This window comes from Rhodococcus sp. MS13, assembly GCF_013277835.1.
GTDB classification, from domain to species: domain Bacteria; phylum Actinomycetota; class Actinomycetes; order Mycobacteriales; family Mycobacteriaceae; genus Rhodococcus_F; species Rhodococcus_F erythropolis.
Genome location: NZ_VBTL01000013.1, coordinates 517,899 through 543,827 on the forward strand (window position 1 = coordinate 517,899; position 25,929 = coordinate 543,827).

The window sequence follows — 25,929 nt, forward strand, 5'->3', positions numbered from 1 at the left end:
AACCGGGTCTGTCGGTGACTACTGATATACGAACACATGTGCTTACCGCGACACTGTGCTGGAGGAACTGATGGCGACGCTCGCCGACCCACTCGATCGGCTGCTGGGAAAGAAGACCGCGGACGCGCTCGACGAGGCATTCGAGATTCGGACGGTCGAGGACCTGCTGCGTCACTACCCACACCGGTACGCGTCGGCAGGCAAGGAACTTGCCGAGAAGGAGCCGCCCGAGGGTGAGCACATCACCATTATCGCGCGGGTGGCGTCGGCTGCGGTCGTGAAGATGAAGAACCGTCCGGGGCAGATGTTGCGAGTATCGCTCGCGACTGATTCGCAAACCGTCGACGTCACGTTCTTCAACCCGCAGAAGGTGCGGCACGTCATCAAGCCCGGCGTGCGCGCGATGTTCTCCGGGACGGTGAAGTACTTCCGCGGCAAGTGGTCTCTCACCCACCCGAGCTACCTGATCCTCCCGGAACCTCGTGTCGGCGAGGAGGATTCGGTAGTTCCGCTTGCATCCATCAAGGGGGCCGGTGACCTTGCCGGTCTGGCTCGCGCAAATCAGGATCCCGGCGCCGAACTCGATCTGTCCGTCTTCGACCGCGCATTGATCCCGCTGTACCCGGCGACCCGCGAGGTCGAGAGCTGGACCATCATGCGGTGCGTTCGGCAAGTGCTCGATCAACTCGATCCGATCGAGGAGCCGTTGCCCGCCGAGACTCGGGCCGAGCACGGATTCATCGGTTTGGACGAGGCACTGCGCACCGTTCACCTCCCGGATACCAAGGAGGACATTGAACGATCTCAAGATCGTCTGCGTTTCGACGAGGCGCTGTCTCTGCAATTGGTTCTCGCGATGCGTCGTCACGACAATTCCGAGCGTGTGGCGCCGGCCTGCGCTCCGGTTGCCGGCGGGATCGCGGATCAGTTCGAGGAGATGCTCCCGTTCACTCTGACGGAGGGACAGCAAGCAGTCGCGGAGGAGATCTCCAGCGACCTCGCCCGCCCACACCCGATGAGCAGGCTTCTTCAGGGCGAGGTCGGGTCAGGCAAGACGATCGTGGCTCTGCGCGCGATGCTGCAGGTCGTCGACGCCGGTTATCAGTGCGCGTTGCTCGCACCGACCGAGGTCCTGGCAAATCAGCACGCGCGATCACTGCGCAAGATGATGGGCCCGCTGGCGGCAGGTGGTGAACTCGGTTCGGCCGAACATTCCACCCGTATCGCCCTTCTGACCGGCTCGCTGCCTGTCGCTGCGAAGCGCGCAGCGCTGCTCGAAGCCGTGACCGGCGATGCCGGGATCGTCATCGGTACCCATGCGCTCATCCAGGACAACGTGGAGTTCTTCAACCTCGGCATGGTTGTCGTCGATGAGCAGCACCGCTTCGGCGTCGAGCAACGTGATCAGTTGCGATCACGTGCCCGTGAAGGTCTGAGTCCGCATCTGCTGGTGATGACGGCAACGCCGATTCCGCGAACCATCGCCATGACGGTGCTCGGCGACCTCGAGGTCTCGACCCTGCGGGAACTACCGCGTGGGCGAACCCCGATCAAGAGCAGCGTCGTGCCCGCGAAGCAGAAGCCGCAGTGGGTGGATCGCGCATGGGAACGAATCCGTGAGGACGTTGCCGCTGGCCGTCAGGCGTATGTCGTGTGCTCACGCATCGGCGACGGTGAGCAGGGTGCCGGTGAGGACCAGTTCACCGAGGAGAAACAGCCCGAGACCAAGTCGGCAGTCGACGTCTTCGAAGAGCTGGCGAGTGGCCCGCTGGCTGATCTGCGAGTCGGGTTGCTGCACGGTCGACTGCCTTCCGACGAAAAAGACGTCGTGATGAGCGCGTTCAACGTCGGTGACATCGACGTCCTCGTCTGTACGACTGTCGTCGAAGTCGGTGTGGACGTTCCGAATGCGACGGTGATGGTGATCGTCGACGCCGAGCGGTTCGGCGTCAGTCAGCTCCATCAGCTGCGCGGACGAGTCGGTCGAGGCAAGCACCAGGGGCTGTGCATCCTCGTCACCGGAAGCAATCCCGGCGGACCGGCCTACGAGCGGCTCTCGGCGGTGGCAGCGACCAACGACGGGTTCGAACTGGCGCAACTCGACCTCGCGACCAGACGTGAAGGAGACATTCTCGGTGCGGCGCAGTCGGGCACAACCTCGAATCTGAGACTGCTTTCCCTCATGGCCCACGGAGACATCCTCGAGTCCGCCAGGGAGTTCGCTCAGGGAATCGTCGACTCCGATCCGTCGCTCGAGGATCATCCCGCCCTCGCTTCCATGGTGACCGCTGCCCTGGACTCCGACCGGATCGAGTACCTCGAGAAGTCGTGACGGGTATGACGACAAGCTGAAATCGAATAGCACGAGGACCACCGGGTTGGTTTCTCGATTCAGTCCGAAATATGAGACTCCGCATGTAGACGCAAGATGAAATCGGGGTAGTTTTCTCGAATGTTCTCCAAAGTGCTCGTCGCGAACCGCGGCGAAATTGCGATCCGTGCCTTCCGCGCCGCCTACGAACTAGGTGCCGGAACCGTCGCGGTGTTCCCGTACGAGGATCGGAACTCGATCCACCGTCTCAAGGCAGACGAGAGCTACCAGATCGGGGAGAAGGGTCACCCCGTTCGGGCGTATCTCTCAGTCGAGGAAATCGTCGCCGCCGCCAAGAGTGCCGGAGCCGACGCCATCTACCCCGGTTACGGCTTCCTTTCCGAGAACCCGGATCTGTCGGCGGCGTGCGCCGAGGCAGGCATCAAGTTCGTCGGCCCGTCCGCCGAGATCCTCGAGTTGACCGGTAACAAGGCTCGGGCCATCGCAGCGGCAAAGGCTGCCGGTCTCCCCGTGCTCGCGTCCTCGGAGCCGTCAGCGGACATCGACGAGTTGCTCGCGGCCGCCGAGGACATGACCTTCCCGATCTTCGTCAAGGCCGTTGCCGGCGGCGGTGGACGCGGAATGCGCCGCGTTGCGGAGCGCTCACAGCTCAAGGAATCGATCGAAGCCGCAGCGCGCGAAGCGGAATCGGCCTTCGGCGATTCGACGGTCTTCCTCGAGCAGGCCGTCATCGACCCCCGGCACATCGAAGTGCAGATCCTCGCCGACGAGCAGGGCAACGTCATCCACCTCTTCGAGCGTGACTGCTCGCTGCAGCGTCGCCACCAGAAGGTAATCGAGCTTGCTCCGGCGCCCAATCTCTCGGAAGAGTTGCGCGCCAAGATCTGTGCCGACGCCGTCGCCTTCGCGAAGGAGATCGGGTACACGTGCGCAGGCACCGTCGAGTTCCTCCTCGACAAGCGCGGCAATCACGTCTTCATCGAGATGAACCCGCGAATTCAGGTGGAGCACACCGTCACCGAAGAAGTGACGGACGTGGACCTGGTCCAGTCGCAGCTCAAGATCGCGTCCGGTTCGACGCTTGAAGAACTTGGTCTGTCACAGGACACGATCAAGCTTCGCGGCGCGGCGCTGCAGTGCCGCATCACGACCGAGGATCCGGCCAACGGATTCCGCCCGGACACCGGCCGCATCACCGCGTACCGCACCCCGGGCGGAGCCGGCATCCGCCTGGACGGCGGCGCGACGCTCGGAGCCGAGGTCGGCGCGTACTTCGACTCGATGCTGGTCAAGCTCACCTGCCGTGGTCGTGACCTCGAAGCCGCTGTCGCGAGGGCTCGCCGCGCGGTCACCGAGTTCCGCATTCGTGGCGTCTCGACCAACATTCCGTTCCTGCAGGCGGTTCTCGACGACCCGGACTTCCGTGCCGGACGTGTGACGACCTCCTTCATCGAGGAACGTCCTCAGTTGCTGACTCTGCGTTCTTCGGCAGACCGCGGCACGAAGATCCTGACCTACCTCGCGGATGTGACGGTCAACAAGCCTCACGGTGAGCGGCCCTCGGCGGTGTACCCGCAGGACAAGCTGCCCAAGATCGATCTTTCGACGCCTCCTCCTGCCGGTAGCCGTCAGCGACTGCTCGAACTCGGACCCGAAGGTTTCGCGAAGGCACTGCGTGAGCAGAAGGCCGTCGGCGTCACCGACACCACCTTCCGTGACGCGCACCAGTCGTTGTTGGCCACGCGAGTTCGGACCAGCGGACTGCTCGGAGTAGCCGGGCACGTTGCGCGGTTGACGCCGGAACTGCTCTCGATCGAAGCCTGGGGCGGCGCGACCTATGATGTGGGACTTCGCTTCCTGCACGAGGATCCGTGGTACCGGCTCGCCGCACTCCGCGAGGCGATCCCGAACATCTGCCTTCAGATGCTTCTTCGCGGCCGAAACACCGTGGGCTACACGCCGTATCCCGAAAAGGTCACGCGCGCATTCGTTCAGGAAGCCACCGACACCGGTATCGACATCTTCCGAATCTTCGACGCGCTCAACAACGTCGACCAGATGCGGCCTGCCATCGACGCGGTGCGTGAGACCGGAACGGCCCTCGCCGAGGTGGCGCTGAGCTACACCGGTGATCTGTCGGATCCGAACGAAACTCTGTACACGCTCGACTACTACCTGAAGTTGGCCGAAGAGATCGTTGATGCCGGCGCTCACGTGCTCGCGATCAAGGACATGGCAGGCCTGCTGCGCGCTCCTGCAGCTACCAAGCTGGTGACGGCGCTACGCAGCAACTTCGATCTGCCGGTTCACGTTCACACGCACGACACTCCCGGTGGACAGCTGGCCACGTACTTCGCAGCGTGGCAGGCGGGCGCCGACGCAGTCGACGGTGCTTCCGCGGCACTGGCCGGAACCACCAGCCAGCCTGCGCTCTCGGCCATCGTCGCCGCTGCCGCGCACTCCGAGTTCGACACCGGACTGAACCTGCAGAACGTGTGCGACCTCGAGCCGTACTGGGAGGCGCTGCGAAAGGTGTACGCGCCGTTCGAATCCGGATTGCCGGCGCCGACGGGTCGCGTGTACACGCACGAGATTCCGGGCGGCCAGCTCTCCAACCTCCGGACGCAGGCCGTTGCTCTCGGTCTCGGCGACCGGTTCGAAGAGGTCGAAGCCAAGTACGCCGACGCAGACCGCATGCTCGGGCATCTCGTGAAGGTGACGCCGTCGTCGAAGGTCGTCGGCGACCTCGCGCTCCATCTTGTCGGTGCCGGCGTGCCTTCGGAGGAGTTCGCCGCAGATCCGGCGAAGTTCGACATTCCCGATTCCGTGGTGGGCTTCCTGCGCGGTGAACTCGGTACGCCTCCCGGTGGTTGGCCGGAACCGTTCCGCAGCAAGGCACTCGAAGGACGTGGCCAGGCCAAGCCGGAAGCGACGTTGTCCGCTGAGGACGAGGTGCTGCTGGAGGGCTCGTCGAAGGACCGCCAGGCGACGCTGAACCGTCTGCTGTTCCCCGGCCCGACAAAGGAATTCCTCGAACACCGCGAGAAGTACGGTGACACGTCGCGGCTTTCGGCAAACCAGTTCTTCTACGGTTTGCGGCGCGGCGACGAGCACCGGGTCGAGTTGGCTCCCGGCGTGGAACTGATCATCGGTCTCGAGGCGATCTCCGAGCCCGACGAGCGCGGCTACCGCACTGTCATGTGCATCCTGAACGGCCAGCTGCGCCCGGTCTCGATCCGCGATCGCTCCATTGCCAGTGACGTACCGGTGGCGGAGAAGGCGGACAAGAACAACCCGGGCCACGTGGCTGCACCGTTCGCGGGCGTCGTGACGCTCGCGGTCAAGGAAGGCCAGAAGATCGAGGCCGGCGACACCGTGGCCACGATCGAAGCGATGAAGATGGAAGCGGCGATCACCTCGCCGCGCGCCGGCGTCGTCTCGCGGATCGCGATCAGCGCCGTCCAACAGGTCGAGGGCGGAGACCTGCTGGTAGTCGTCTCGACGGGGGAGAGCGCCGCAGAGTGACACGCATCATCTCGGGACTCGCGGGCGGTCGACGCCTGCGAGTCCCGCCGAGCGGCACCCGTCCGACGTCGGATCGGGTTCGTGAGGCGCTGTTCAGTGCTCTCGAAGCGCGCATCGATCTCGAAGGGTGCGCGGTTCTCGACCTCTTTGCGGGTTCGGGTGCTCTCGGCCTCGAGGCGCTCTCGCGGGGAGCCGAGCACGTTGTTCTCGTGGAATCCGATGCCAAGGCTGCTGCCGTCATCAAGGCGAACATCGGCACTGTCGCGTTGCCGGGGGCGACGGTTCGCGCCGCTCCGGTCGCGGCCGTGGTCTCGGGTCCGAGCGCGCGTGAATACGACATCGTGATCGCGGACCCGCCGTATGCGGTAACCGACGAGGCCGTCGTGTCCATACTCGCTGATCTGCAGGCCAACAAATGGGTGGGGGAGGGCACGATCGTCGTACTCGAACGTTCGTCGCGCTCGCCGGAGACCGTGTGGCCTCAGGGCTACGAGCCGATCAAGGCCAAGAACTACGGTGAAGCCCGCATCGAGCTGGCCACCTGCTACGGTCTGGACTCATGACTGGCGCCGTCTGCCCCGGATCCTTCGACCCCGTGACCAACGGTCACCTCGACGTAATCGGAAGAGTTGCTGCGCAATTCGACGAGGTCGTGGTCACCGTGCTGATCAACAAGAGCAAGCGTGGCATGTTCACGATCGACGAGCGGATCGAGATGCTCGAAGACGCGACGAGTCACCTGCCCAACGTTCGCGTCACGTCGTGGCACGGATTGTTGGTCGACTACGCGAAACAAGAAGGCCTCAGCGCGATCGTCAAGGGTCTGCGCGGCGCGAACGACTTCGATTACGAGCTGCAGATGGCTCAGATGAATCAGAAGCTCACGGGCGTCGACACGCTCTTCGTTGCCACGAATCCGACGTACAGCTATCTGTCGAGTTCTTTGGTGAAGGAAGTTGCGACCTTCGGCGGCGACGTCTCCGACATGCTCCCGGCCAAGGTGCATTCTCGGCTACTCGCGCGTATCGCCGAACGAGCAGCCGAAAACAGCTGATCCCCGACACACCGACCACGACGACACCCCGTTGGCCGTTCTTCCGGCAAACTTGAACAGGAACGGGCACAGGTCCGAGTGGACCGGTGGCGATGTGGGCCGATTTCGGCCGGTAGAGATTGGGGTTGCTTGTGTACCGCGTATTCGAGGCACTGGACGAACTGGTCGCAATTGTCGAAGAGGCGCGCGGTGTTCCCATGACCGCAGGGTGTGTTGTGCCTCGCGGTGACGTACTCGAGCTACTCGACGACGTCCGGGACGCAATTCCGAGTGAGCTGGACGACGCTCAGGACGTCCTCGATCATCGCGACAAATTGGTCGGTGACGCGCGAGCAAACGCCGAGAAGACAGTCAGCAGCGCCAATGCCGAGGCAACCTCGACTGTCGAGAACGCACGCGACGACGCCGACCGGATTCTGTCCGATGCCAAGGCTCAGGCCGATCGCATGGTTGCCGAAGCACGCGCGCACGCCGATCAGTTGGTCGAGGACGCCGAAGCAGAAGCGGAACGGACCGTCACCGACGGCCGTCGTGAGTACGAGGCCGTCACCGGACGGGCGCGTGCCGAGGCCGATCGGATGATCGAGTCCGGCCAGGCCTCGTACGAACATTCAGTGGCGGAGGGAACGGCGGAGCAGGCTCGTCTGGTGTCGCAGACCGAGGTTGTCCAGTCAGCTCACGCGGAATCCGCGCGAGTGATCGACGCCGCTCATGCCGAGTCCGACAGGATGCGTTCGGAGTGTGACCTGTACGTGGACACCAAGTTGGCCGAGTTCGAAGAGTTCCTCACCGGAACGGTTCGATCGGTCGGGCGTGGTCGTCAACAGCTTCGAACAGGTTCGGGAGTCCCCGACTACCAGGACGACGATCGTCGTTCGGAGCGTCGTCGCTAGAGCGAACGAGACAGTCGAGGGTGGGTCGTCCGATATGGGGCGGCCCACTTTTTCGTGGACGGAATTGGGATTTGCGTTGTAGCTGCCGTATTGTGGAGTGGTTGCCCATACCAGTTTCAACAGTTAGGTGAGTTCTCTTTGTCAACGCATCGTCGTAGTTCGTCGCATCAGTCAAGTGATGCGGGATTTTTGCTGGACACGGTCAAGCTCGGTCGTCGTCCAGGGTCGATGCGTACCGTCGAGAGAACAATTCAGTCCCCGAACCGTATCGGTCTCGATCTGATCGCGATCGAAGCGGGCGCGGACATAGATCTCGATCTTCGTCTCGAAGCAGTGTCCGAAGGCGTTCTCGTCACCGGAAACGTGCACGCACCCACCAAGGGTGAATGCTCGCGGTGCCTTGAACCTTTCACCGACACCGTGGACATCTATCTCACGGAGTTGTTCGCTTACCCGGACAGCACCACCGAGGAGACGACGGAAGAGGGAGAGGTCTACGCGGTCGAAGACGACGAAATCGACCTCGAACCGGTCATCGTCGATGCAGTCGGTCTGGCGCTTCCGCTCCAGCCTCTGTGCAGTGATGATTGCCTGGGATTGTGCTCAGAATGTGGCATTCGCCTGGCGATTGCGGAATCTGGGCATGGGCATGACATACTTGATCCTCGCTGGGCTGGTCTCGCGGCCAAATTTGGCGTGGAATCAAACACCAGCGAAAATCTTGTGATCACCGAAGCCGAGGAGAAGTAGAAGTGGCTGTCCCCAAGCGCAAAATGTCGCGATCCAACACGCGGTCGCGTCGTAGCCAGTGGAAGACCACTGTGCCCACCCTCGTTACCTGCCCCAACCGTGGCTGTGGCGAGCAGACCCTTCCCCACATCGCATGCCCGTCATGCGGTACTTACAAGGGCCGCCAGGTAACCGCTGCTGTCTAGTTCTCCCCGGAGAAAGACTATGACGAGCGAAAATACAGTTTCAGCCGCCGGCGGCGAGGGCAATCACGACAAGCTCCTCGCCGCTGTCGGCGTAGATATAGAGCCCGGTCTTCTGACCCTGGCTCTCACGCACCGCTCGTACGCGTACGAGAACGGCGGTCTTCCCACGAACGAGCGCCTCGAATTTCTCGGGGATTCCGTTCTCGGCGTCACGGTGACCGAAAATCTTTATCTGTCCCACCCGGACAAATCCGAAGGTGATCTGGCGAAGATTCGTGCCAGCGTGGTCAACATGCATGCACTCGCCGAGGTTGCCAGGACTCTGGGTGAAGGTGGACTCGGAGCGCACCTGCTGCTGGGTAAGGGTGAGGAAATGACGGGCGGCCGTGACAAGCCGTCCATCCTCGCCGACGGTATGGAGTCGATTCTCGGCGCCATTCACCTGCAGCACGGCATCGATACTGCGCGACGTGTTGTTCTCGATCTGTTCGACGATCTACTCACTCGCGCACCGCTTCTCGGCGCGGGTCTGGATTGGAAGACGAGTCTGCAGGAACTGACCGCAGAACACGGTGCCGGAGTTCCCGTCTACGAGATCACCGCTACCGGACCCGATCACGACAAGGAATTCACGGCCACAGTTCTCATCAGTGGCAAGCCCTTGGGCGTCGGTGTCGGTCGTTCCAAGAAGGAAGCCGAGCAGAAGGCAGCAAGTTCGGCATGGAAGACGATGTCGGAGAATGCCGCTGCTAGCGCAGTCGCTGCTGACAACCCGTCTGATCTCGCCGGCTGAGTTCACTCTTGCCTGAGCTTCCCGAAGTCGAAGTCGTTCGCCGCGGCCTACAGTCTCATGCTGTAGGTGCGGCGATCGAGGCCGTCGAGGTCCTCCATCCCCGCGCGATCAGGCGCCACATTCTCGGTTCCGAGGACTTGATCGGCCAACTCACCGGGCAGACCATCGCTTCGGCAGAGCGGCGCGGCAAGTATCTGTGGCTGGTTCTCGAGCCTGCCGGTGTCGGACTGGTGGTTCATCTCGGGATGAGCGGACAGATGTTGGTCCAACCCCCGACAGTCGACTGGGAAAAGCACCTACGCATTCGGTTGGCCCTCGATTCCGGGGCTGATCTTCGATTCGTCGACCAGCGGACCTTCGGTGGCTGGTCGATTTCACCCCTCGTCGAGGTCGACGGAACGATGCTGCCCGAGTCGGTGGCGCACATCGCTCGCGATCCCATGGATGCTGCGTTCGATCTCGAATCCGTCGTGAAAGTCCTGCGGGGCAAGCACACCGAGATCAAGCGGGCGATTCTCGACCAGACAGTGGTCTCCGGAATCGGAAACATCTACGCCGACGAATCATTGTGGCGTGCAAAGATTCACGGCAACCGAATCGCCGAATCGCTCACCAGGCCCAAACTTCGAGAACTGTTGACCGCGGCGCACTCGGTGATGGGCGAGGCGCTCGATCAGGGCGGTACGTCCTTCGACGCGCTGTACGTGAACGTCAACGGGGAATCGGGCTACTTCGACCGGTCGCTGTCGGCGTACGGGCAGGAGAATCTTCCGTGCCCGCGATGCGGCGCGCCGATCAAGCGTGAGAAGTTCATGAATCGATCGTCGTTCAGTTGCCCGCGGTGTCAGCCGACCCCGAGGGCACGGCGAATCGCCTAGGTCTTCGCCCCTTCGGTTCGGCGGAGTGGCAAGATTGCGTCATGGCTGAACAGACTCCAGACAACACTGCAACCGCCCCAGCTCACACGGAGCTTTGGGTGGAACGCACAGGAACCCGCCTCTACACCGGCAAGAGTTCGCGCGGCGCAGAGGTTCTCATCGGCTCCGAATCGGTGCCAGGAGTCTTCACGCCCGGCGAACTCCTCAAAATTGCACTGGCTGCATGCACCGGGATGAGCTCAGACTTCCCGATCTCTCGCCGCCTCGGTGACAACTACGACGCGACGGTCCGAGTGTCCGGTGCCGCCGATCGTGAAAACGAGGTCTACCCGCAGCTCGACGAGGTTCTCGAACTCGACCTCAGTGAGTTGGATGCCGAAGCGCAGCAGCGCCTCATCACTCTCGTCGAGCGTTCCGTCGACAAGGTGTGCACGGTCGGGCGCACTCTCAAGGCCGGAACCAAGGTCACGCTGTCGTTCGACACGGAAGCCTGATGTCCCGCGCCGGCAGTGTTGTCGCTGCGATCGCACTGGGTTCCGTTGTGGCGGTGAGTGCTCCGGCACAGGCCTCGGTCCCGGCCGACGGCTCGGACGGTGGTTGCGGCAAATGGACGTCGAGCGTCGTGACGACTGGTGCCGGAATGCTCGAGAATCTCGAATTCGACGGCAGCGGATCGATGGTGTTGTCGCAGTCGGCTCTGATCGGGCCGGGTGCACTGCTGAAAGTGGCGCCGGACGGAACACGGACAACTTTGGTCGGTGACGTAACCGGACCTGGCGGGCTGGTCGCGCGTGACGGTTCCGTGTACTTCACCACGGGCAACTCGACTGTCTCGGGTCTGTTCGGAATCGCCGACGGCAGCCTTCGTAAGGTCGACGTCGCAGACGGATCGGTGACAACGATTGCCGACGGTCTGGTGATGCCGAACGGGCTTGTGCCGCTGGACGGTAACCGTTTCCTCACAGCTCGCACCCTGACCCGGCCGGGGCTCACGGTCATCGACAGTGACGGAACCAGTTCGATCGTTCGTGAGGATCTCGGCACCGTCGACGGCCTCGCACGCTCCGGTTCGACGATCTACGTAACGACCACTTTCGACATGGTGACCGCGGTCCACGTCCTCGACGCACACGATCTGGGCGGGCCGGTGCGAACGATCACGCTCCCCGGGTTCGGTCCGGCAAACATGGCGGACGATCTGACCGTCGGACCGGACGGCGCGTTGTACGTCGCATTCAATGCCGGCGGCAAAGTTGTTCGCGTCGATCCGGATTCGGGATCTTCGTGTGAGATCGCCTCGGGTCTGCCGTTCACATCCGCGGTGAAGTTCGGTGCCGGCCCGGGCTGGGACCCCAACTCGATCTACACCGTCGGTTTCCTCGGCGAGGTCCACCGTCTCGAACGTGTGGCGGGCTGAACGTCATGACTGAGACACCGCCTGTGCGGTTGACGGCGTGGGTTCACGGATATGTTCAGGGCGTCGGGTTCCGGTGGTGGACCAGGGCCCGCGCCCTCGAACTCGGGTTGATCGGATATGCGTCGAATCAGCGTGACGGTCGAGTGCTCGTCGTGGCGGAAGGCGAACGCACGCAGCTCGAGAGATTGTTGGAGTTGCTTCGCTCGGGAACAACACCGGGCACGGTGGATCTCGTGGTCGACAGCTGGGACCCCGCCAGGGGCGACCTGACAGGGTTCGTCGAACGCTGACCGGTTTGGCGGTAAAGTTTCCCCCCATGCACCTCAAGAGTCTGACACTCAAGGGATTCAAATCCTTTGCGTCGGCAACGACTCTTCGGTTCGAGCCGGGGATCACCTGTGTCGTCGGGCCGAACGGCTCGGGTAAATCCAACGTCGTCGATGCGTTGACCTGGGTGATGGGCGAGCAGGGCGCCAAGGCTCTGCGCGGCGGCAAGATGGAAGACGTCATCTTTGCCGGCACCTCCGGCCGCGCGCCGCTTGGCCGCGCCGAGGTGACCTTGACCATCGACAACGCCGACGGCGCGCTCCCGATCGAGTACTCCGAGGTGTCGATCACGCGCCGGATGTTCCGCGACGGCGCGGGGGAGTACGAGATCAACGGCTCGTCCTGCCGTCTGATGGACGTCCAGGAACTGCTCAGCGACTCCGGTATCGGCCGCGAAATGCATGTCATCGTCGGGCAGGGACGGCTCGCCGCGATCCTCGAATCCCGCCCCGAGGATCGACGCGCCTTCATCGAAGAAGCCGCGGGGGTCCTCAAACATCGCCGCCGCAAGGAAAAAGCGGTACGCAAGCTCGATTCCATGCAGGCCAATCTCGCTCGACTCAGTGACCTCACCGCGGAACTGCGTCGGCAACTCAAACCGCTGGGACGCCAGGCCGAGGTTGCTCGGCGAGCACAGACGGTCCAGGCTGACCTGCGTGATGCCAAGATGCGGCTGGCCGCTGACGACCTGGTGACCCGTCGAACCCAACTGAACGACCAGGCGCAGGACGAGAAAGCGGCCCGCGAACAGCACAACGAGGTGGCGTCCGCGCTCGACGAGGCCAACCTCGAACTCGGGCGCCAGGAGCAAGCTCTCGCTCGTCTGACTCCGGGATCGGAAGCGGCAGCGCAGAGTTGGTTCCAGCTCTCCGCGCTTGCCGAACGAGTCAACGCCACCGTGCGCATCGCCCGCGAGCGTGCACGACATCTCGACTCCGAACCCGTCGGCAACCGCGGCCAGGACCCGGACGAGATGGAAGCGCGCGCCGAACGTCTTGCGGCCGAGGAGGCCGAACTCCTCGAAGGCGTCGAAATCGCGCGAGCGGCGTCGGAAGCTGCTCGGGACCAGCTGGCAGCCACCGAAGATGCTGCAGCAGAAGCGGAACGGGCGCACATGGCGGAAGTTCGTGCCGTCGCCGACCGCCGTGAAGGTCTCGCTCGACTCTCCGGTCAGGTAGACACTCTGCGTACCCGCGTCGAATCCGTCGACGCGGAAGTTTCCCGACTGACCGAGGCCATCGACGAGGCTCGTCTGCGTGGGGATGCCGCACAAGCCGAGTTCGACACGGTGCAGGAAAGCATCGGGGACCTCGACGCCGGTGAAGTAGGCCTCGACACCAATCATGAACGCGCCGTCGAAGCTCTCGAGATGATCGACGCACGTGTCGAAGAACTTCGTGAGGAAGAAAAGACGAGCGGGCAACGCATAGCTTCGCTCCGTGCGCGCGTCGAGGCACTGTCGATGGGCTTGCAGCGCAAGGACGGTGGCGGCTGGCTGCTCGAACATCGGCGCGACGACGGCATCACCTCGCTGGTCGGATTGATTCACGTCGAGCCCGGCTACGAAGCTGCCATCGCTGCCGCGATGGGGCCGGCGGCGGACGCCGTCGTGGCGCAGTCGCTGGACTCGGCTCGCTCCGCTGTTGCAGCGCTGGCCGATCAGGACGGTGGGCGTGCCTCGCTGATCGTGAGCGGTGAACCGGTGATCAAACGCGAGGCCGAGATCGCACCGGGCAGTCGTCCTGCCGTCGACGTCATCGACTGCCCTGATGAGTTGCGTGCGGGGTTGACCGCAATACTCGATGGCGTTGTCCTGGTCGAGACTCTCGAGGACGCGATTCGAGTTGTTGCTGATCACAAGGGAATTCGTGCAGTGACGCGTTCCGGCGATCTGCACGGTTCGGGGTGGATGATCGGTGGCTCGGATCGGCAACCCAGCACGCTGGAGGTACAGGCGGCGATCGACGCGTCAGCAGCGGAACTGGCGGCAACGGAGAGCCGATCCGAGGAACTCGATGCGGCGCTGTCCGGCGCTCTGGCCGAACAGGCCGCTCGACGCGAGACCGCGGAGCAGACTTTGGCCGCGCTCAACGAGTCGGACGCTGCCATGTCCGCGATCTACGAGCAGTTGGGCAGATTGGGGCAGGCAGCACGAGTCGCCCATGCGGAATCCGAGCGGTTGACTGCCCAGCGAGTGCGTGCCGAGGAGGGCCGCGGTGAGTCGCTGACAAAGCTGGCGGACCTGGAAGAACGTCTGCGCGTCGCCGAAACCGACGGCACTGCACCGGGACACGGTGCGGAATCGACCGCTGCCGATCGCGAAATGGCCGCAGCAGCGCTGGCCGAAGTGCGCATAGTCGAAATGGATGCTCGCCTTGCCGTGCGCACCGCCGAAGAACGTGCGGAATCCGTACGCGGAAAGGCTGATTCGCTTCGCCGCGCCGCTGCTGCCGAACGAGAGGCACGAATTCGCGCCGAGCGGGCTCTGCGCGCCAGAGCGCACGCTGCGGAGGTTGCAGCTGCCGTCGCCGAGTCGGGGCAGCGCGTGGCGGCCGAACTCGAGGCCGTCGTCGCCGCAGCTCTTGCTCATCGCGACGAGTTGGCTCGGGCCCGCTCCGAGTGCACGGCCAAACTGGATCAGGTCCGCGAGATCGTCCGTGCACTGACCGGACAGCTCGCTTCACTCACCGACGCCGTCCATCGCGACGAGGTTGCGAAGGCTCAGGCAGCGCTGCGTATCGAACAACTCGAGGAGTCGATCCTCGATCAGTACGGTATCGGCCTCGATGATCTGATCGCCGAGTACGGACCCGACGTCGAACTGCCGCCGACCGCTCTCGAAATCGAGGAGTACGAGCAGGCCAAGGAGCGCGGCGAGCAGGTAACCGCCCCCGCTCCGCTTCCGTACGATCGTGCGACTCAGGAACGGCGCGCGAAGCGGGCGGAGAAAGACCTCGCCACCCTCGGCAAGGTCAATCCGCTGGCGCTCGAGGAATTTGCAGCTCTCGAGGAGCGGTACACCTTCCTCTCCACTCAATTGGAGGACGTCAAGACCGCCCGTAAGGACCTTCTTGCTGTGGTCGCAGACGTGGACGCACGAATCCTGCAGGTGTTCACCGAGGCCTATGCCGACGTCGAGCGGGAGTTCGTGGGCGTGTTCGAGAAATTGTTCCCCGGGGGAGAAGGACGACTGGTTCTCACCGATCCGTCGGACATGCTGACCACAGGCATCGAAGTCGAGGCGCGTCCGCCCGGTAAGAAGGTCAAGCGGTTGTCGTTGCTGTCGGGCGGCGAGAAGTCGTTGACCGCGGTGGCCATGCTGGTCGCGATCTTCCGGGCACGCCCGTCCCCGTTCTACGTGATGGACGAGGTCGAGGCGGCGTTGGACGACACCAACCTGCGGCGGCTGATCGGACTCTTCGAACAATTGCGGGAGAAGTCGCAGTTGATCGTGATCACTCACCAGAAACCGACGATGGAAATCGCCGACGCGTTGTACGGAGTCAGCATGCGCGGCGACGGCATCACCACCGTGATTTCGCAGCGACTTCGCGGTCAAGACATGGCCTCGACGTAAGCCCTGCTCACTTTCCGGGTCGGAGCCTGAAACAATGGGCCGGTGACTACCCAGGCTTGGATCATCATCGCGGCTGTAGCGGCCGTACTACTCGTCGTTCTCGTTGCCGGATTCCTGCGCTACCGCAAGGGGCAGGTGTCGCTGAAGGCGCCCGAGACGAAGCCGGAGCTCGGCACCCCCGAGAAGGACAAGTCAGGCGGCTACAAGGCCGGCGGCGGGTTCAACTTCAGTCAAGGCTCGACGGCAACGGCGCCACCTCCGGTGGTTCCGACGCCGCCGGTCGCGGAGAAGCCGCCTGTCGTCGAAAAACCTGTCGTCGAAAAACCGATCATCGAAGAACCTGTTGCTGAGAAGCCGGCCGTCGTCGAGGAGCCGGTTGTCGAAGAACCCGCTGTTGTTGAGGAACCGGTTGTCGAAGAGCCGGTAATCGAAAAGCCGGTCGTAGAAGAACCACCAGTAGCAGAACCTGTTGTCGAAGAACCTGTCGTTCCCGAACCTGCAGTCGTACCCGAGCCCGTCGTAGTTCCCGAACCCGTCGTAGTTCCCGAACCTGTCGAGCCTGCACCGCGCGTGTTGGACGAGATCGACCCGACCGAGGGTCGGCTGGACCGACTGCGCGGGCGCCTCTCCCGCTCGCAGTCAGCGGTCGGCAAGAGCTTGCTCGGTCTGCTCGGTGGCGGCGATCTGGACGAGGACTCGTGGGAAGAAGTCGAGGACACCCTTCTCATCGCAGATCTCGGCTCCGCGACCACGGAAAAGGTCGTCACGAAGCTTCGTGAGCAGATGGCGGCCCGCAGCGTCCGGACCGAGGCTGCCGCCCGCGCGCTCCTGCGTGAGGTGTTGATCGCCGAGCTGCGTCCCGAACTGGACCGCTCCATCCGCGCGTTGCCGCACGATGATCACCCGGCTGTTCTGCTCGTCGTCGGCGTCAACGGAACCGGCAAGACCACCACCACCGGCAAGCTGGCTCGCGTGCTCGTCGCCGACGGTCGTCGCGTCGTGCTCGGTGCCGCGGACACGTTCCGCGCCGCCGCTGCCGATCAGCTCCAGACGTGGGCCGAGCGTGTCGGCGCTGAAGTTGTTCGTGGCAAGGAGGGTGGCGATCCCGCTGCGATTGCCTTCGACGCGGTCTCACGGGGCATCGCGGACGGCGTCGACGTGGTCCTCATCGACACCGCCGGCCGTTTGCACACCAAGACCGGTCTGATGGACGAGCTCGGCAAGGTCAAGCGTGTCATCGAGAAGAAGGCGTCGGTCGACGACGTTCTGCTGGTTCTCGATGCGACGGTCGGCCAGAACGGACTGGCGCAGGCTCGAGTGTTCGCGGAGGTCGTGGACATCACCGGCGTCGTACTGACCAAGCTGGACGGAACCGCCAAGGGCGGAATCGTCTTCCAGGTTCAGCATGAACTGGGTGTGCCGGTGAAGTTGGTCGGTCTCGGTGAAGGTGCCGACGACCTGGCGCCCTTCGAGCCGGGTGCGTTCGTCGACGCCCTGCTGGGCTGACGCCCCCGTGCGCCTTTTTGGTAGCGCGAACTACCGAAAAGGCGCACAGGGTCGGTAGAACCCCCTGGCGAAACCTGTTTGCAACAAAGTTGGGCAATTGGTTCACGTCTGCGAAACGCGACAGCGCCATGGACGAAACACCAGCCCAGCACTCTTCTCCTTAACGACGTGCTGCCCGGCACGTGCGACTAGGAGGTAGTAAGTGAGTACCGACGATTTGTTGGCGAACTCCGGTAACGCCGCATGGATGCTGATGGCTGCATCTCTGGTCTTGCTGATGACACCCGGCCTCGCTTTCTTCTACGGCGGGATGTCTCGGTCCAAGTCCGTCCTGAACATGATGATGATGTCCTTCGGGGCCATGGCCGTCATCGGCGTCATCTACGTTCTGTGGGGATGGTCGATGTCCTACGGCACCGAGAACATCGGGGGCATTTTTGCCAACCCGTTCGAGTTCTTCGGCCTCAAGAACAGCATCACCGATGCTGACGGCAACTTCATCGCCGGCGCGTGGGGCTACCCCAACGTCATCGACATCGCGTTCCAGGTGACATTCGCGATCATCACCACCGCCCTTATCAGTGGTGCCCTGGCCGAGCGGGTCAAGTTCGGCACCTGGCTCCTGTTCTCGGGTATCTGGGTCACCGTCGTCTACTTCCCCCTCGCACACATGGTCTGGGGCGGCGGACTCCTCTCGGGCTCCGAGGACGGCATCGCGGCAAAGCTCTTCGGCACCACGGTCAACGACGACGGAGTCACCGTCGCCAACGTCGCTCCGATCGACTTCGCCGGTGGCACAGTCGTTCACATCAACGCGGGTATGGCCGGTCTGGTCCTCGCCCTCATCGTCGGCAAGCGTCTCGGCTTCGGCAAGACCGCCTTCCGTCCGCACAACCTGCCCTTCGTGATGCTCGGCGCAGCACTTCTCTGGTTCGGTTGGTTCGGCTTCAACGCCGGCTCGGCATTCGCCGCCGACGGTAACGCCGGTCTCGCCTGGGTCAACACGACCACCGCGACGTGTGCCGCAGTCCTGGCCTGGCTCGCCACCGAGCGTATTCGTGACGGTCACGCCACCAGCCTCGGCGCAGCTTCCGGTGCGGTCGCCGGTCTGGTCGCCATCACCCCTGCTGCCGGTGCGCTCAACCCGGTCGGTTCCATCTTCCTCGGCGCCGTAGCCGGCATCCTGTCCGCTCTCGCAGTCGGCCTGAAGTTCCGCTTCGGCTTCGACGACTCGCTCGACGTCGTCGGCGTGCACCTTGTCTCCGGCCTGTGGGGCACGATCGGTATCGGATTCTTCGGCACCGCAACCGGCCTCTTCTACGGCGGCGACTACAAGCAACTGGTGGTTCAGATCGTGATCGCACTCGCAGCACTCGTCTTCACCGGCGTTCTGACGACGATCATCGGCTTCGCACTCAAGCCCCTGGGCTGGCGAATCTCGGCCGAGGACGAGGCACGCGGCATCGATGAGACCGAACACGCAGAGACCGCATACGACCTCGCGTGATCAGCACGTGATTAAAGTGAATTCAGGCACTTCAGAGTTTGGAAAGGGATGAGCACATGAAGCTGATCACAGCAATCGTCAAGCCGTTCACGCTCGAGGACGTCAAGACCGGACTCGAGCAGGCCGGAGTGCTGGGTATGACAGTCAGCGAAGTTCAGGGCTACGGCCGACAGAAGGGCCACACCGAGGTGTACCGAGGCGCGGAGTACTCCGTGGACTTCGTACCCAAGGTCCGGGTCGAGGTCGTCGTCGACGACGCGGCCGTGGACAAGGTCGTCGAGGTGATCGTCGAGGCAGCTCGAACCGGCAAGATCGGTGACGGCAAGGTGTGGGTCTCGCCAGTCGAGTCGGTCATCCGGGTTCGCACCGGGGAACGCGGTGGCGATGCACTCTGACCCGAAAGGGTCCGAGAACCTCGGCCCTGGTTCCGTCGCGAAAGCGACGGGGCCAGGGCCGGTCTCGTCAGGGGGATCCGACGAAGCTGCGGACCTGGCCCGCGCACGCAAGGCCCTACTCACCGGAGGCGTCAAGAACAGGAGGCTCGACGCCCCCTCACTGCGACATGCACTGGTCGATCTGCACGAGTTCTGGTTGACCACCAAGGGGACCGAACTGGGCATCAAACCGGATTGTGGGTTTGCCATCGTCGCCGTGGGTGGTCTTGGCCGACGCGAACTGTTGCCGTATTCCGATCTCGATCTGATTCTGCTGCACGACGACATGGACCCAGCAGTCGTGGCCCAGGTTGCGGACAGCCTGTGGTACCCGCTGTGGGACGCGCACATCAAACTCGACCACAGCGTGCGGACGCTTCCGCAGGCGCTTCAGGTTGCGGCCACCGACATGACGGCGGCACTCGGAATGCTCGAAGCACGCCACATTGCCGGCGATGTGGAGCTGAGCAACCTGTTGATCAGTGGTGTCCGTCGACAGTGGCGCATGGACATCCGCAGCCGATTCGACGAATTGATCACCCAGACCCGTACGAGGTGGGAGCGCAGCGGCGAGATCGCCCATCGCGCCGAACCGGATCTCAAGAGCGGCCGTGGCGGGCTGCGTGACGTCCAACTGCTCAACGCCCTGTCCATCGCGCAATTGACCGACGGGATGCCAGGGCTGGGACCCAACTCGCCCGGCGGCGGTCTGGCACTCGCGCACAGGCGGTTGCTCGACGTGCGCACCGAACTTCACCGCGTTGCCGGTCGCGCCCGCGATCAACTGCGAGCGCAGGACGCCGACGAAATCGGTGCGGCGCTGCGGATCGGTGATCGATTCGATCTGGCCCGCCTTCTCAGTGAATCGGCGCGCACCATCAGCTATTCGGTGGACGTCGGTATCCGTACCGCCGGAAACTCCTTGCCCCGGCGTGGTTTGTCGCGGCTGCGTCGCGCGCCGGTGCGGCGACCACTGGACGAGGGCGTCGTCGAGCATGCCGGCGAAGTTGTCCTGGCGCGCGATGCGAGGCCGAAGAAGGATCCCGGTCTGGTGATGCGGGTCGCGGCAGCGGCGGCCACCAACGGCATGCCGATCTCCGCGTCGACGCTCAATCGACTGGCCGACAATGCCCCGGAACTGCGTGAGCCGTGGCCGAAAAATGCGGTCAACGATCTCTTGGTCGTGCTCGGTTCGGGATCGCGTGCCGTTCCGGTGATCGAGGCGATGGACCGGACCGGGCTCTGGGGTCGCCTCCTGCCGGAGTGGGGGACCATTCGCGATCTTCCGCCGCGCGACGCCGTCCATACGTGGACGGTGGATCGCCACCTGGTCGAAACCGCCGCGTATGCAAGCGGATTCACCACTCGCGTCGCTAGGCCGGATCTGCTCATGCTCGGTGCGTTGATCCACGACATCGGGAAGGGGCGAGGGGGAGACCACAGCGTCGTCGGTGCCGAATTGGCCACCGCGATCGGAAATCGCTTGGGACTCTGGCCTTCCGACGTCGCGACGTTGACGGCGATGGTGCGCTATCACTTGCTGTTGCCGGAAACGGCGACCCGTCGCGACCTCGACGATCCGGCAACGGTGCAGCGAGTGGTCGACGCACTCGAAGGGGACGGGACCCTTCTCGATCTCCTGCATTCGTTGGCGGAGGCGGATTCGCTGGCCACCGGGCCTGGCGTCTGGGGCGACTGGAAGTCGTCTCTGATCGGTGAGCTCGTGCGTCGTTGCCGTTTGCTGATGGCGGGGGAGGAACTCCCACAACCCGACCCACTCGCTCCCGAGCAGTTGGCCATTGCCGAGGAGGGCGGGGTTCACGTCTCGCTCGTACCGGCCGAGAATCCGCACACCTACGTCGTGACCGTCATCGCGCCCGACGCGCCCGGGCTGCTGTCTCGGGCTGCCGGCGTTCTGGCGCTGCAGTCGTTGCGGGTGCATTCCGCTTCGCTGGGGTCGCATGCGGGTTCGGCGGTCAATTCGTTTGTCGTCACACCGAGGTTCGGCACACCGCCGCAGGCGGTGCTGCTCAGGCAGGAATTGATCCGCGCTTCGGCCGGTGAACTGAATCTGCTCGAACTTCTCGACGCCAAGGACGAGGAGGCACGGGCAGAGCAGTGGGACGACCCGATCCAGACAAACAAGGATTCGGCGGTTCCGGTGCTCTATTCGCAGGCACCGCCGCGGGTCATCTGGTTCGACGCGCCCGGTGACGGTCACGCGATCCTCGAATTGCGTACCGAAGACCGCGTCGGCCTGCTTTGCCGACTGGCCGCAGCACTCGAACACAGTGGTGCCGACATCCGGTGGGCGAAGGTCGCCACGTTGGGTTCCTCGGTGGTCGACGCGTTCTGCCTCGACTTCGGTGAGGCCGATACCCGCGCGGCGCGAGAGCGCGTCGAGGAGGCGGTGCTGGCGGTGGTTCCGGTGCCACAACCGAAGAAGAAAGAGGATTGACGGACCGGTTTCGGCAGTTACGCCCGCATCGGCTGGGATCGGTGCGGGCGTAGCGGCTAGGCTGGTGCCCGAGAATATCCACGGCTAACTCGCACGACCTTCAGGAGCGCACTCGGTGTTCGAATCCCTTTCCGACAGATTGACCGGATCTCTCAAGGATCTGCGTGGCAAGGGTCGTCTGTCCGGCGCCGACATCGACGCTACGGCCCGCGAGATCCGCCTTGCCCTGCTCGAGGCCGACGTCGCGCTTCCCGTAGTGCGCAGCTTCATCGCCAAGATCAAGGAACGCGCCAAGGGCGCCGAGGTCTCGGGTGCACTGAACCCGGCTCAGCAGGTCGTCAAGATCGTCAACGAAGAGCTGGTCGAGGTTCTCGGCGGCGAAACTCGTCGACTCCAGTTCGCCAAGACTCCGCCGACGGTCATCATGTTGGCCGGTCTGCAGGGTTCCGGTAAGACCACGCTGGCCGGAAAGTTGGCCAAGTGGCTCAAGGACCAGGGGCACACGCCCCTCCTCGTTGCCTGCGACCTTCAGCGTCCCGGCGCCGTCACTCAGCTTCAGATCGTCGGTGAGCGTGCGGGCGCGGCAGTCTTCGCGCCGCACCCCGGTACCTCCATCGGCGGTGGCGAGAACGCCCTCGGCGTTTCCGCAGCCGACCCCGTCGAGGTCGCCCGCGCCGGCGTCGAAGAAGCACGCAACAAGCATTACGACGTCGTGATCGTCGACACCGCCGGTCGCCTCGGTATCGACTCGGAGCTGATGGCGCAGGCCGCCGGTATCCGTGACGCCGTCAACCCGGACGAGACCATCTTCGTCCTCGACGCCATGATCGGTCAGGACGCGGTCAGTACCGCCGACGCGTTCCGTGAAGGAGTCGGCATCACCGGTGTCGTCCTCACCAAGCTCGACGGCGACGCCCGCGGTGGTGCCGCACTGAGCGTCCGCGAGGTCACCGGCCAGCCGATCCTCTTCGCGTCCACCGGCGAGAAGCTCGAAGACTTCGACGTCTTCCACCCCGATCGCATGGCCAGCCGGATCCTCGGTATGGGCGACGTCCTGAGCCTCATCGAGCAGGCCGAGCAGGTTTTCGACGCCGATCAGGCCGAAGCGACCGCAGCGAAGATCGGTTCCGGTCAGCTCACCCTCGAAGACTTCCTCGATCAGATGATGGCCGTCCGCAAGATGGGCCCGATCGGCAACCTCCTCGGCATGCTGCCGGGTGCCGGCGGCATGAAGGACGCGCTGGCCAACGTCGACGAGAAGCAACTCGATCGCATTCAGGCCATCATCCGCGGTATGACACCGGCCGAGCGCGACGATCCGAAGATCATCAACGCCTCACGCCGACTGCGCATCGCGAACGGTTCGGGCGTCAAGGTTTCCGACGTCAACCAGTTGGTGGATCGCTTCTTCGAAGCCCGCAAGATGATGGCTGCCATGGCCGGCCGTATGGGCATGCCCGGCGCGCGTAAGCAGGTTCGCAGCAAGAAGGGCAAGAAGGGCAAGAAGGGCGGCAAGGGCCCGACGCAGCCCAAGATGCGCGGAGGATTCCCCGGCATGGGCGGATTCCCGGGTATGCCCGGCGGAATGCCGGCCGGGATGCCCGACCTGTCGAACATGCCCAAGGGTCTCGATCAGTTGCCGCCCGGACTGGAAGGCATCGATCTTTCCCAGCTCAAGCTGCCCAAGAAGTAGTCGGTGGCTGCGCTTCATCTGCGGGGTATCGGTCTGCCCGATGCCGAGCCGATCGAATTGTGGATCGTCGACGGGCTGATTTCCTTCGAGCCGGTGTCCGGTGCGGAGACGATCGTCGAATCGGGTTGGATCACACCGGGTCTCGTGGATGCGCATTGTCACGTCGGTATCCGCTACGGCGGTGGCGGCGGCGAAACCGTCGACGGCTTGCTGGAGCAGGCGAAGACCGAACGTGACGCGGGCGTGCTGTTGCTCCGCGACGCCGGATCACCGGTCGACACCAGGTTCATCGACGAGCGCCTCGATTTGCCGCGGATCATTCGCGCAGGTCAGCACATCGCGGCACCCAAGCGGTACATCCCGGGCTTGCCGGTCGACCTGGACGACGAATCTCAGTTGCCGGCCGAGGTAGTGCGTCAGGCACGCGCTGGTGACGGCTGGGTCAAGCTCGTCGGCGACTGGATCGATCGTTCCGTCGGCGATCTGGCTCCCTTGTGGAGCGACGAGATCCTGGTCGAGGCCATCGCTGCCGCCCACGCCGAAGGCGCAAAGGTCACCGCTCACGTTTTTGCCGAAGACGCTTTGCCCGGCCTGATCAACGCCGGTATCGACTGCATCGAGCACGGCACCGGATTGACGGACGCGACCATCGAGTCGATGGTCGCGCACGGCACGGCCCTGGTTCCGACGCTGATCAACATCGCTACTTTCCCCGAGATCGCGGACTCCGCCACGCGATATCCGATCTACGCGGCGCACATGCGCGATTTGCACGCTCGTCGGCACCAGACAATCGGTGCCGCTCACGAGGCCGGGATTCCGATCTATGCCGGAACGGATGCCGGCGGATCGATCAGACACGGGCGGATCGCCGACGAGATCGCCGAACTCGAAGTTGCCGGATTGACAGCTCACCAGGCGTTGGGCGCAGCCAGCTGGGATGCGCGGAGTTGGTTGGGTGCCCAGGGCATCGAAGAGGGAGCGCCCGCCGACCTGGTGGTTTATTCCGAAGATCCGCGCGGAAACCCCGATGTGCTCGCGAAGCCGATGCGTGTGATCCTCCGCGGCACCCCCGTGAGTGGTTAGGGAGTCCCTGCACTCTCGAAGCGCGCACAGGGTGGTTTCCGAACGAGCCCACCCATCTGGCACAATGGACCATTGTTCGTCGCAACCGGTTACGTACCGCTGCGACGGTCACAGGATAGAGGCAAAACCGGGCTCACAAATCGTGTGGGTCGCTGAATTGCACGTGACATGCGCAGCACTGTTGTGCGCGCTGAAGGAGAACTGCAGCTGTGGCTGTCAAAATCAAGCTCACCCGACTCGGCAAGATCCGCAACGCTCAGTACCGCGTTGTCATCGCCGACTCGCGCACCCGTCGTGACGGCCGTGCGATCGAGACCATCGGCAAGTACCACCCCAAGGAAGAGCCCTCGCTGATCGACATCGATTCCGAGCGTGCTCAGTACTGGCTGTCCGTGGGCGCACAGCCCACCGAGCCCGTCGAGGCACTCCTCAAGATCACCGGTGACTGGCAGAAGTTCAAGGGCCTGCCGGGCACCGAAGGCACCCTTCGCGTCAAGGAAGCCAAGCCCACCAAGCTCGAGCTCTTCCAGGCTGCGCTCGCGCAGGCCGAGAACGAGCCGGTTGCAGAAGCAATCACCCCCAAGAAGAAGAAGGCTGCAAAGGCTGACGAGGCCAAGGCAGAAGACACCGCGGCTGACGCCGAGGCTCCCGCTGCAGACGCCGAGGCTGCTGACAAGTGAGTGCCGTCGTCGCTGATGCGGTAGAGCATCTCGTGCGTGGCATCGTCGCCAATCCCGACGATGTGCGTGTCGAGCTGATCACCGGACGTCGGGGACGGACCGTCGAGGTGCATGTGCACCCCGACGATCTCGGCAAGGTCATCGGTCGGGGTGGTCGCACGGCGACCGCTCTGCGGACCTTGGTCTCCGGCATCGGTGGCCGCGGTATCCGTGTTGATGTCGTCGACACCGATCAGTAGACGGCAGTAAACAGGTGGAACTCGTAGTCGGTCGTGTCGCGAAGTCGCATGGCATCAAAGGTGAATTGGTAGTCGAGGTTCGTACAGACGAGCCCGAAGATCGTTTTGCCGTAGGTTCTGTGCTGCGTGGGCGCAAGCCGCGCGAGTCCACACTGAAGTCGTACACAGTGGAAGCCGCCCGGGATCATTCCGGGCGGCTTCTGCTGCGCCTCGAAGGCGTCAGTGACCGTGGCGACGCAGATGCGTTGCGCGGCACACTGTTTGTCATCGACAGTTCCGAACTCGAGCCTTCGGATGATCCGGACGAGTTCTACGATCACGAACTCGAAGGACTGAAGGTCGTCCTCACGGACGGTACCGAGGTCGGTTCGGTCATCGAGGTATTACATTCCGCCGCAGGCGAATTGCTTTCGATTCGTCGTACCGGCGAGACGTCCGGTGAATTGCTGATCCCGTTTGTCGCCGCCATCGTCACCTCGGTGTCGATTGCCGACGGCGTCGTGATGATCGAGCCTCCCGAGGGGCTGCTCGACCCGGACTTCGGCGACAAGTCGAACAGCGATAATTCGAACCCAGACAACGACTGATCGTTTGT

22 protein-coding genes are annotated in these 25,929 nt (G+C 63.8%); all 22 read left to right on the forward strand.

The features are described from left to right. Nucleotides 1–70 precede the first annotated feature (70 nt). The 22 genes from recG (at nucleotide 71) to rimM (ending at nucleotide 25,921) form a co-directional block, all read left to right on the forward strand. Nucleotides 71–2,332, forward strand: a complete 2,262-nt coding sequence (gene recG, locus FEZ59_RS28160; protein WP_134998855.1) for an ATP-dependent DNA helicase RecG — start codon at nucleotides 71–73, stop codon at nucleotides 2,330–2,332. A 120-nt stretch (nucleotides 2,333–2,452) separates the two neighbouring features. Further along, on the forward strand, nucleotides 2,453–5,857 hold the full coding sequence (locus FEZ59_RS28165) for a pyruvate carboxylase (protein ID WP_020969323.1): 3,405 nt from the start codon (nucleotides 2,453–2,455) through the stop codon (nucleotides 5,855–5,857). Continuing rightward, nucleotides 5,854–6,420: a 16S rRNA (guanine(966)-N(2))-methyltransferase RsmD gene (gene rsmD, locus FEZ59_RS28170; protein ID WP_099698027.1), complete on the forward strand. Its 567-nt coding sequence runs from the start codon at nucleotides 5,854–5,856 to the stop codon at nucleotides 6,418–6,420. The genes FEZ59_RS28165 and rsmD overlap by 4 nt, the downstream gene beginning before the upstream one ends. Next, a complete protein-coding gene (coaD, locus tag FEZ59_RS28175; RefSeq protein ID WP_003942776.1) occupies nucleotides 6,417–6,911 on the forward strand; it encodes a pantetheine-phosphate adenylyltransferase in 495 nt (164 codons plus the stop codon). The genes rsmD and coaD overlap by 4 nt, the downstream gene beginning before the upstream one ends. Nucleotides 6,912–7,042: 131 nt before the next feature. Further along, nucleotides 7,043–7,804 (forward strand): DivIVA domain-containing protein, encoded by a 762-nt coding sequence (locus tag FEZ59_RS28180; RefSeq protein ID WP_003942696.1) that lies wholly within the window; start codon nucleotides 7,043–7,045, stop codon nucleotides 7,802–7,804. 189 nt (nucleotides 7,805–7,993) lie between these two features. After that, nucleotides 7,994–8,554, forward strand: a complete 561-nt coding sequence (locus FEZ59_RS28185) for a YceD family protein (protein ID WP_007729319.1) — start codon at nucleotides 7,994–7,996, stop codon at nucleotides 8,552–8,554. Between the two features lie 2 nt (nucleotides 8,555–8,556). Beyond that, nucleotides 8,557–8,739 carry a 50S ribosomal protein L32 gene (gene rpmF / locus FEZ59_RS28190; RefSeq protein WP_007729318.1) on the forward strand — a complete coding sequence of 61 codons (183 nt, stop codon included), beginning with the start codon at nucleotides 8,557–8,559 and terminating at the stop codon, nucleotides 8,737–8,739. Nucleotides 8,740–8,758: 19 nt separating this feature from the next. Continuing rightward, on the forward strand, nucleotides 8,759–9,532 hold the full coding sequence (rnc, locus tag FEZ59_RS28195; protein ID WP_019747952.1) for a ribonuclease III: 774 nt from the start codon (nucleotides 8,759–8,761) through the stop codon (nucleotides 9,530–9,532). A gap of 8 nt (nucleotides 9,533–9,540) precedes the next feature. After that, nucleotides 9,541–10,410: a bifunctional DNA-formamidopyrimidine glycosylase/DNA-(apurinic or apyrimidinic site) lyase gene (gene mutM / locus FEZ59_RS28200; protein WP_019747953.1), complete on the forward strand. Its 870-nt coding sequence runs from the start codon at nucleotides 9,541–9,543 to the stop codon at nucleotides 10,408–10,410. 41 nt (nucleotides 10,411–10,451) lie between these two features. Then, nucleotides 10,452–10,904: an OsmC family protein gene (locus FEZ59_RS28205; RefSeq protein WP_020907278.1), complete on the forward strand. Its 453-nt coding sequence runs from the start codon at nucleotides 10,452–10,454 to the stop codon at nucleotides 10,902–10,904. After that, nucleotides 10,904–11,827: a hypothetical protein gene (locus FEZ59_RS28210; RefSeq protein ID WP_019747955.1), complete on the forward strand. Its 924-nt coding sequence runs from the start codon at nucleotides 10,904–10,906 to the stop codon at nucleotides 11,825–11,827. The genes FEZ59_RS28205 and FEZ59_RS28210 overlap by 1 nt, the downstream gene beginning before the upstream one ends. Nucleotides 11,828–11,832: 5 nt before the next feature. Next, on the forward strand, nucleotides 11,833–12,117 hold the full coding sequence (locus tag FEZ59_RS28215; RefSeq protein WP_019747956.1) for an acylphosphatase: 285 nt from the start codon (nucleotides 11,833–11,835) through the stop codon (nucleotides 12,115–12,117). Between the two features lie 26 nt (nucleotides 12,118–12,143). After that, the gene (smc, locus tag FEZ59_RS28220) at nucleotides 12,144–15,731 is read left to right on the forward strand and encodes a chromosome segregation protein SMC (protein ID WP_172933487.1); all 3,588 of its coding nucleotides are present in this window, start codon (nucleotides 12,144–12,146) and stop codon (nucleotides 15,729–15,731) included. A gap of 42 nt (nucleotides 15,732–15,773) precedes the next feature. Continuing rightward, nucleotides 15,774–17,237, forward strand: a complete 1,464-nt coding sequence (gene ftsY / locus FEZ59_RS28225; protein WP_172933488.1) for a signal recognition particle-docking protein FtsY — start codon at nucleotides 15,774–15,776, stop codon at nucleotides 17,235–17,237. Nucleotides 17,238–17,484: 247 nt separating this feature from the next. Further along, nucleotides 17,485–18,744: an ammonium transporter gene (locus tag FEZ59_RS28230; RefSeq protein WP_042450902.1), complete on the forward strand. Its 1,260-nt coding sequence runs from the start codon at nucleotides 17,485–17,487 to the stop codon at nucleotides 18,742–18,744. A 56-nt stretch (nucleotides 18,745–18,800) separates the two neighbouring features. Continuing rightward, on the forward strand, nucleotides 18,801–19,139 hold the full coding sequence (locus FEZ59_RS28235; protein WP_003942772.1) for a P-II family nitrogen regulator: 339 nt from the start codon (nucleotides 18,801–18,803) through the stop codon (nucleotides 19,137–19,139). Further along, nucleotides 19,129–21,636 carry a [protein-PII] uridylyltransferase gene (locus FEZ59_RS28240; RefSeq protein ID WP_070796281.1) on the forward strand — a complete coding sequence of 836 codons (2,508 nt, stop codon included), beginning with the start codon at nucleotides 19,129–19,131 and terminating at the stop codon, nucleotides 21,634–21,636. The genes FEZ59_RS28235 and FEZ59_RS28240 overlap by 11 nt, the downstream gene beginning before the upstream one ends. 115 nt (nucleotides 21,637–21,751) lie before the next feature. Continuing rightward, nucleotides 21,752–23,329 carry a signal recognition particle protein gene (gene ffh, locus FEZ59_RS28245; protein WP_003942713.1) on the forward strand — a complete coding sequence of 526 codons (1,578 nt, stop codon included), beginning with the start codon at nucleotides 21,752–21,754 and terminating at the stop codon, nucleotides 23,327–23,329. Between the two features lie 3 nt (nucleotides 23,330–23,332). After that, on the forward strand, nucleotides 23,333–24,415 hold the full coding sequence (locus tag FEZ59_RS28250; RefSeq protein WP_060938667.1) for an amidohydrolase family protein: 1,083 nt from the start codon (nucleotides 23,333–23,335) through the stop codon (nucleotides 24,413–24,415). A gap of 209 nt (nucleotides 24,416–24,624) precedes the next feature. Next, a complete protein-coding gene (gene rpsP, locus FEZ59_RS28255) occupies nucleotides 24,625–25,095 on the forward strand; it encodes a 30S ribosomal protein S16 (RefSeq protein WP_003942818.1) in 471 nt (156 codons plus the stop codon). Next, nucleotides 25,092–25,334 (forward strand): RNA-binding protein, encoded by a 243-nt coding sequence (locus tag FEZ59_RS28260; RefSeq protein ID WP_003939023.1) that lies wholly within the window; start codon nucleotides 25,092–25,094, stop codon nucleotides 25,332–25,334. Before rpsP ends, FEZ59_RS28260 begins: the two co-directional genes overlap by 4 nt. Nucleotides 25,335–25,348: 14 nt before the next feature. Beyond that, nucleotides 25,349–25,921, forward strand: a complete 573-nt coding sequence (gene rimM, locus FEZ59_RS28265; protein WP_020969330.1) for a ribosome maturation factor RimM — start codon at nucleotides 25,349–25,351, stop codon at nucleotides 25,919–25,921. Nucleotides 25,922–25,929: the final 8 nt, after the last annotated feature.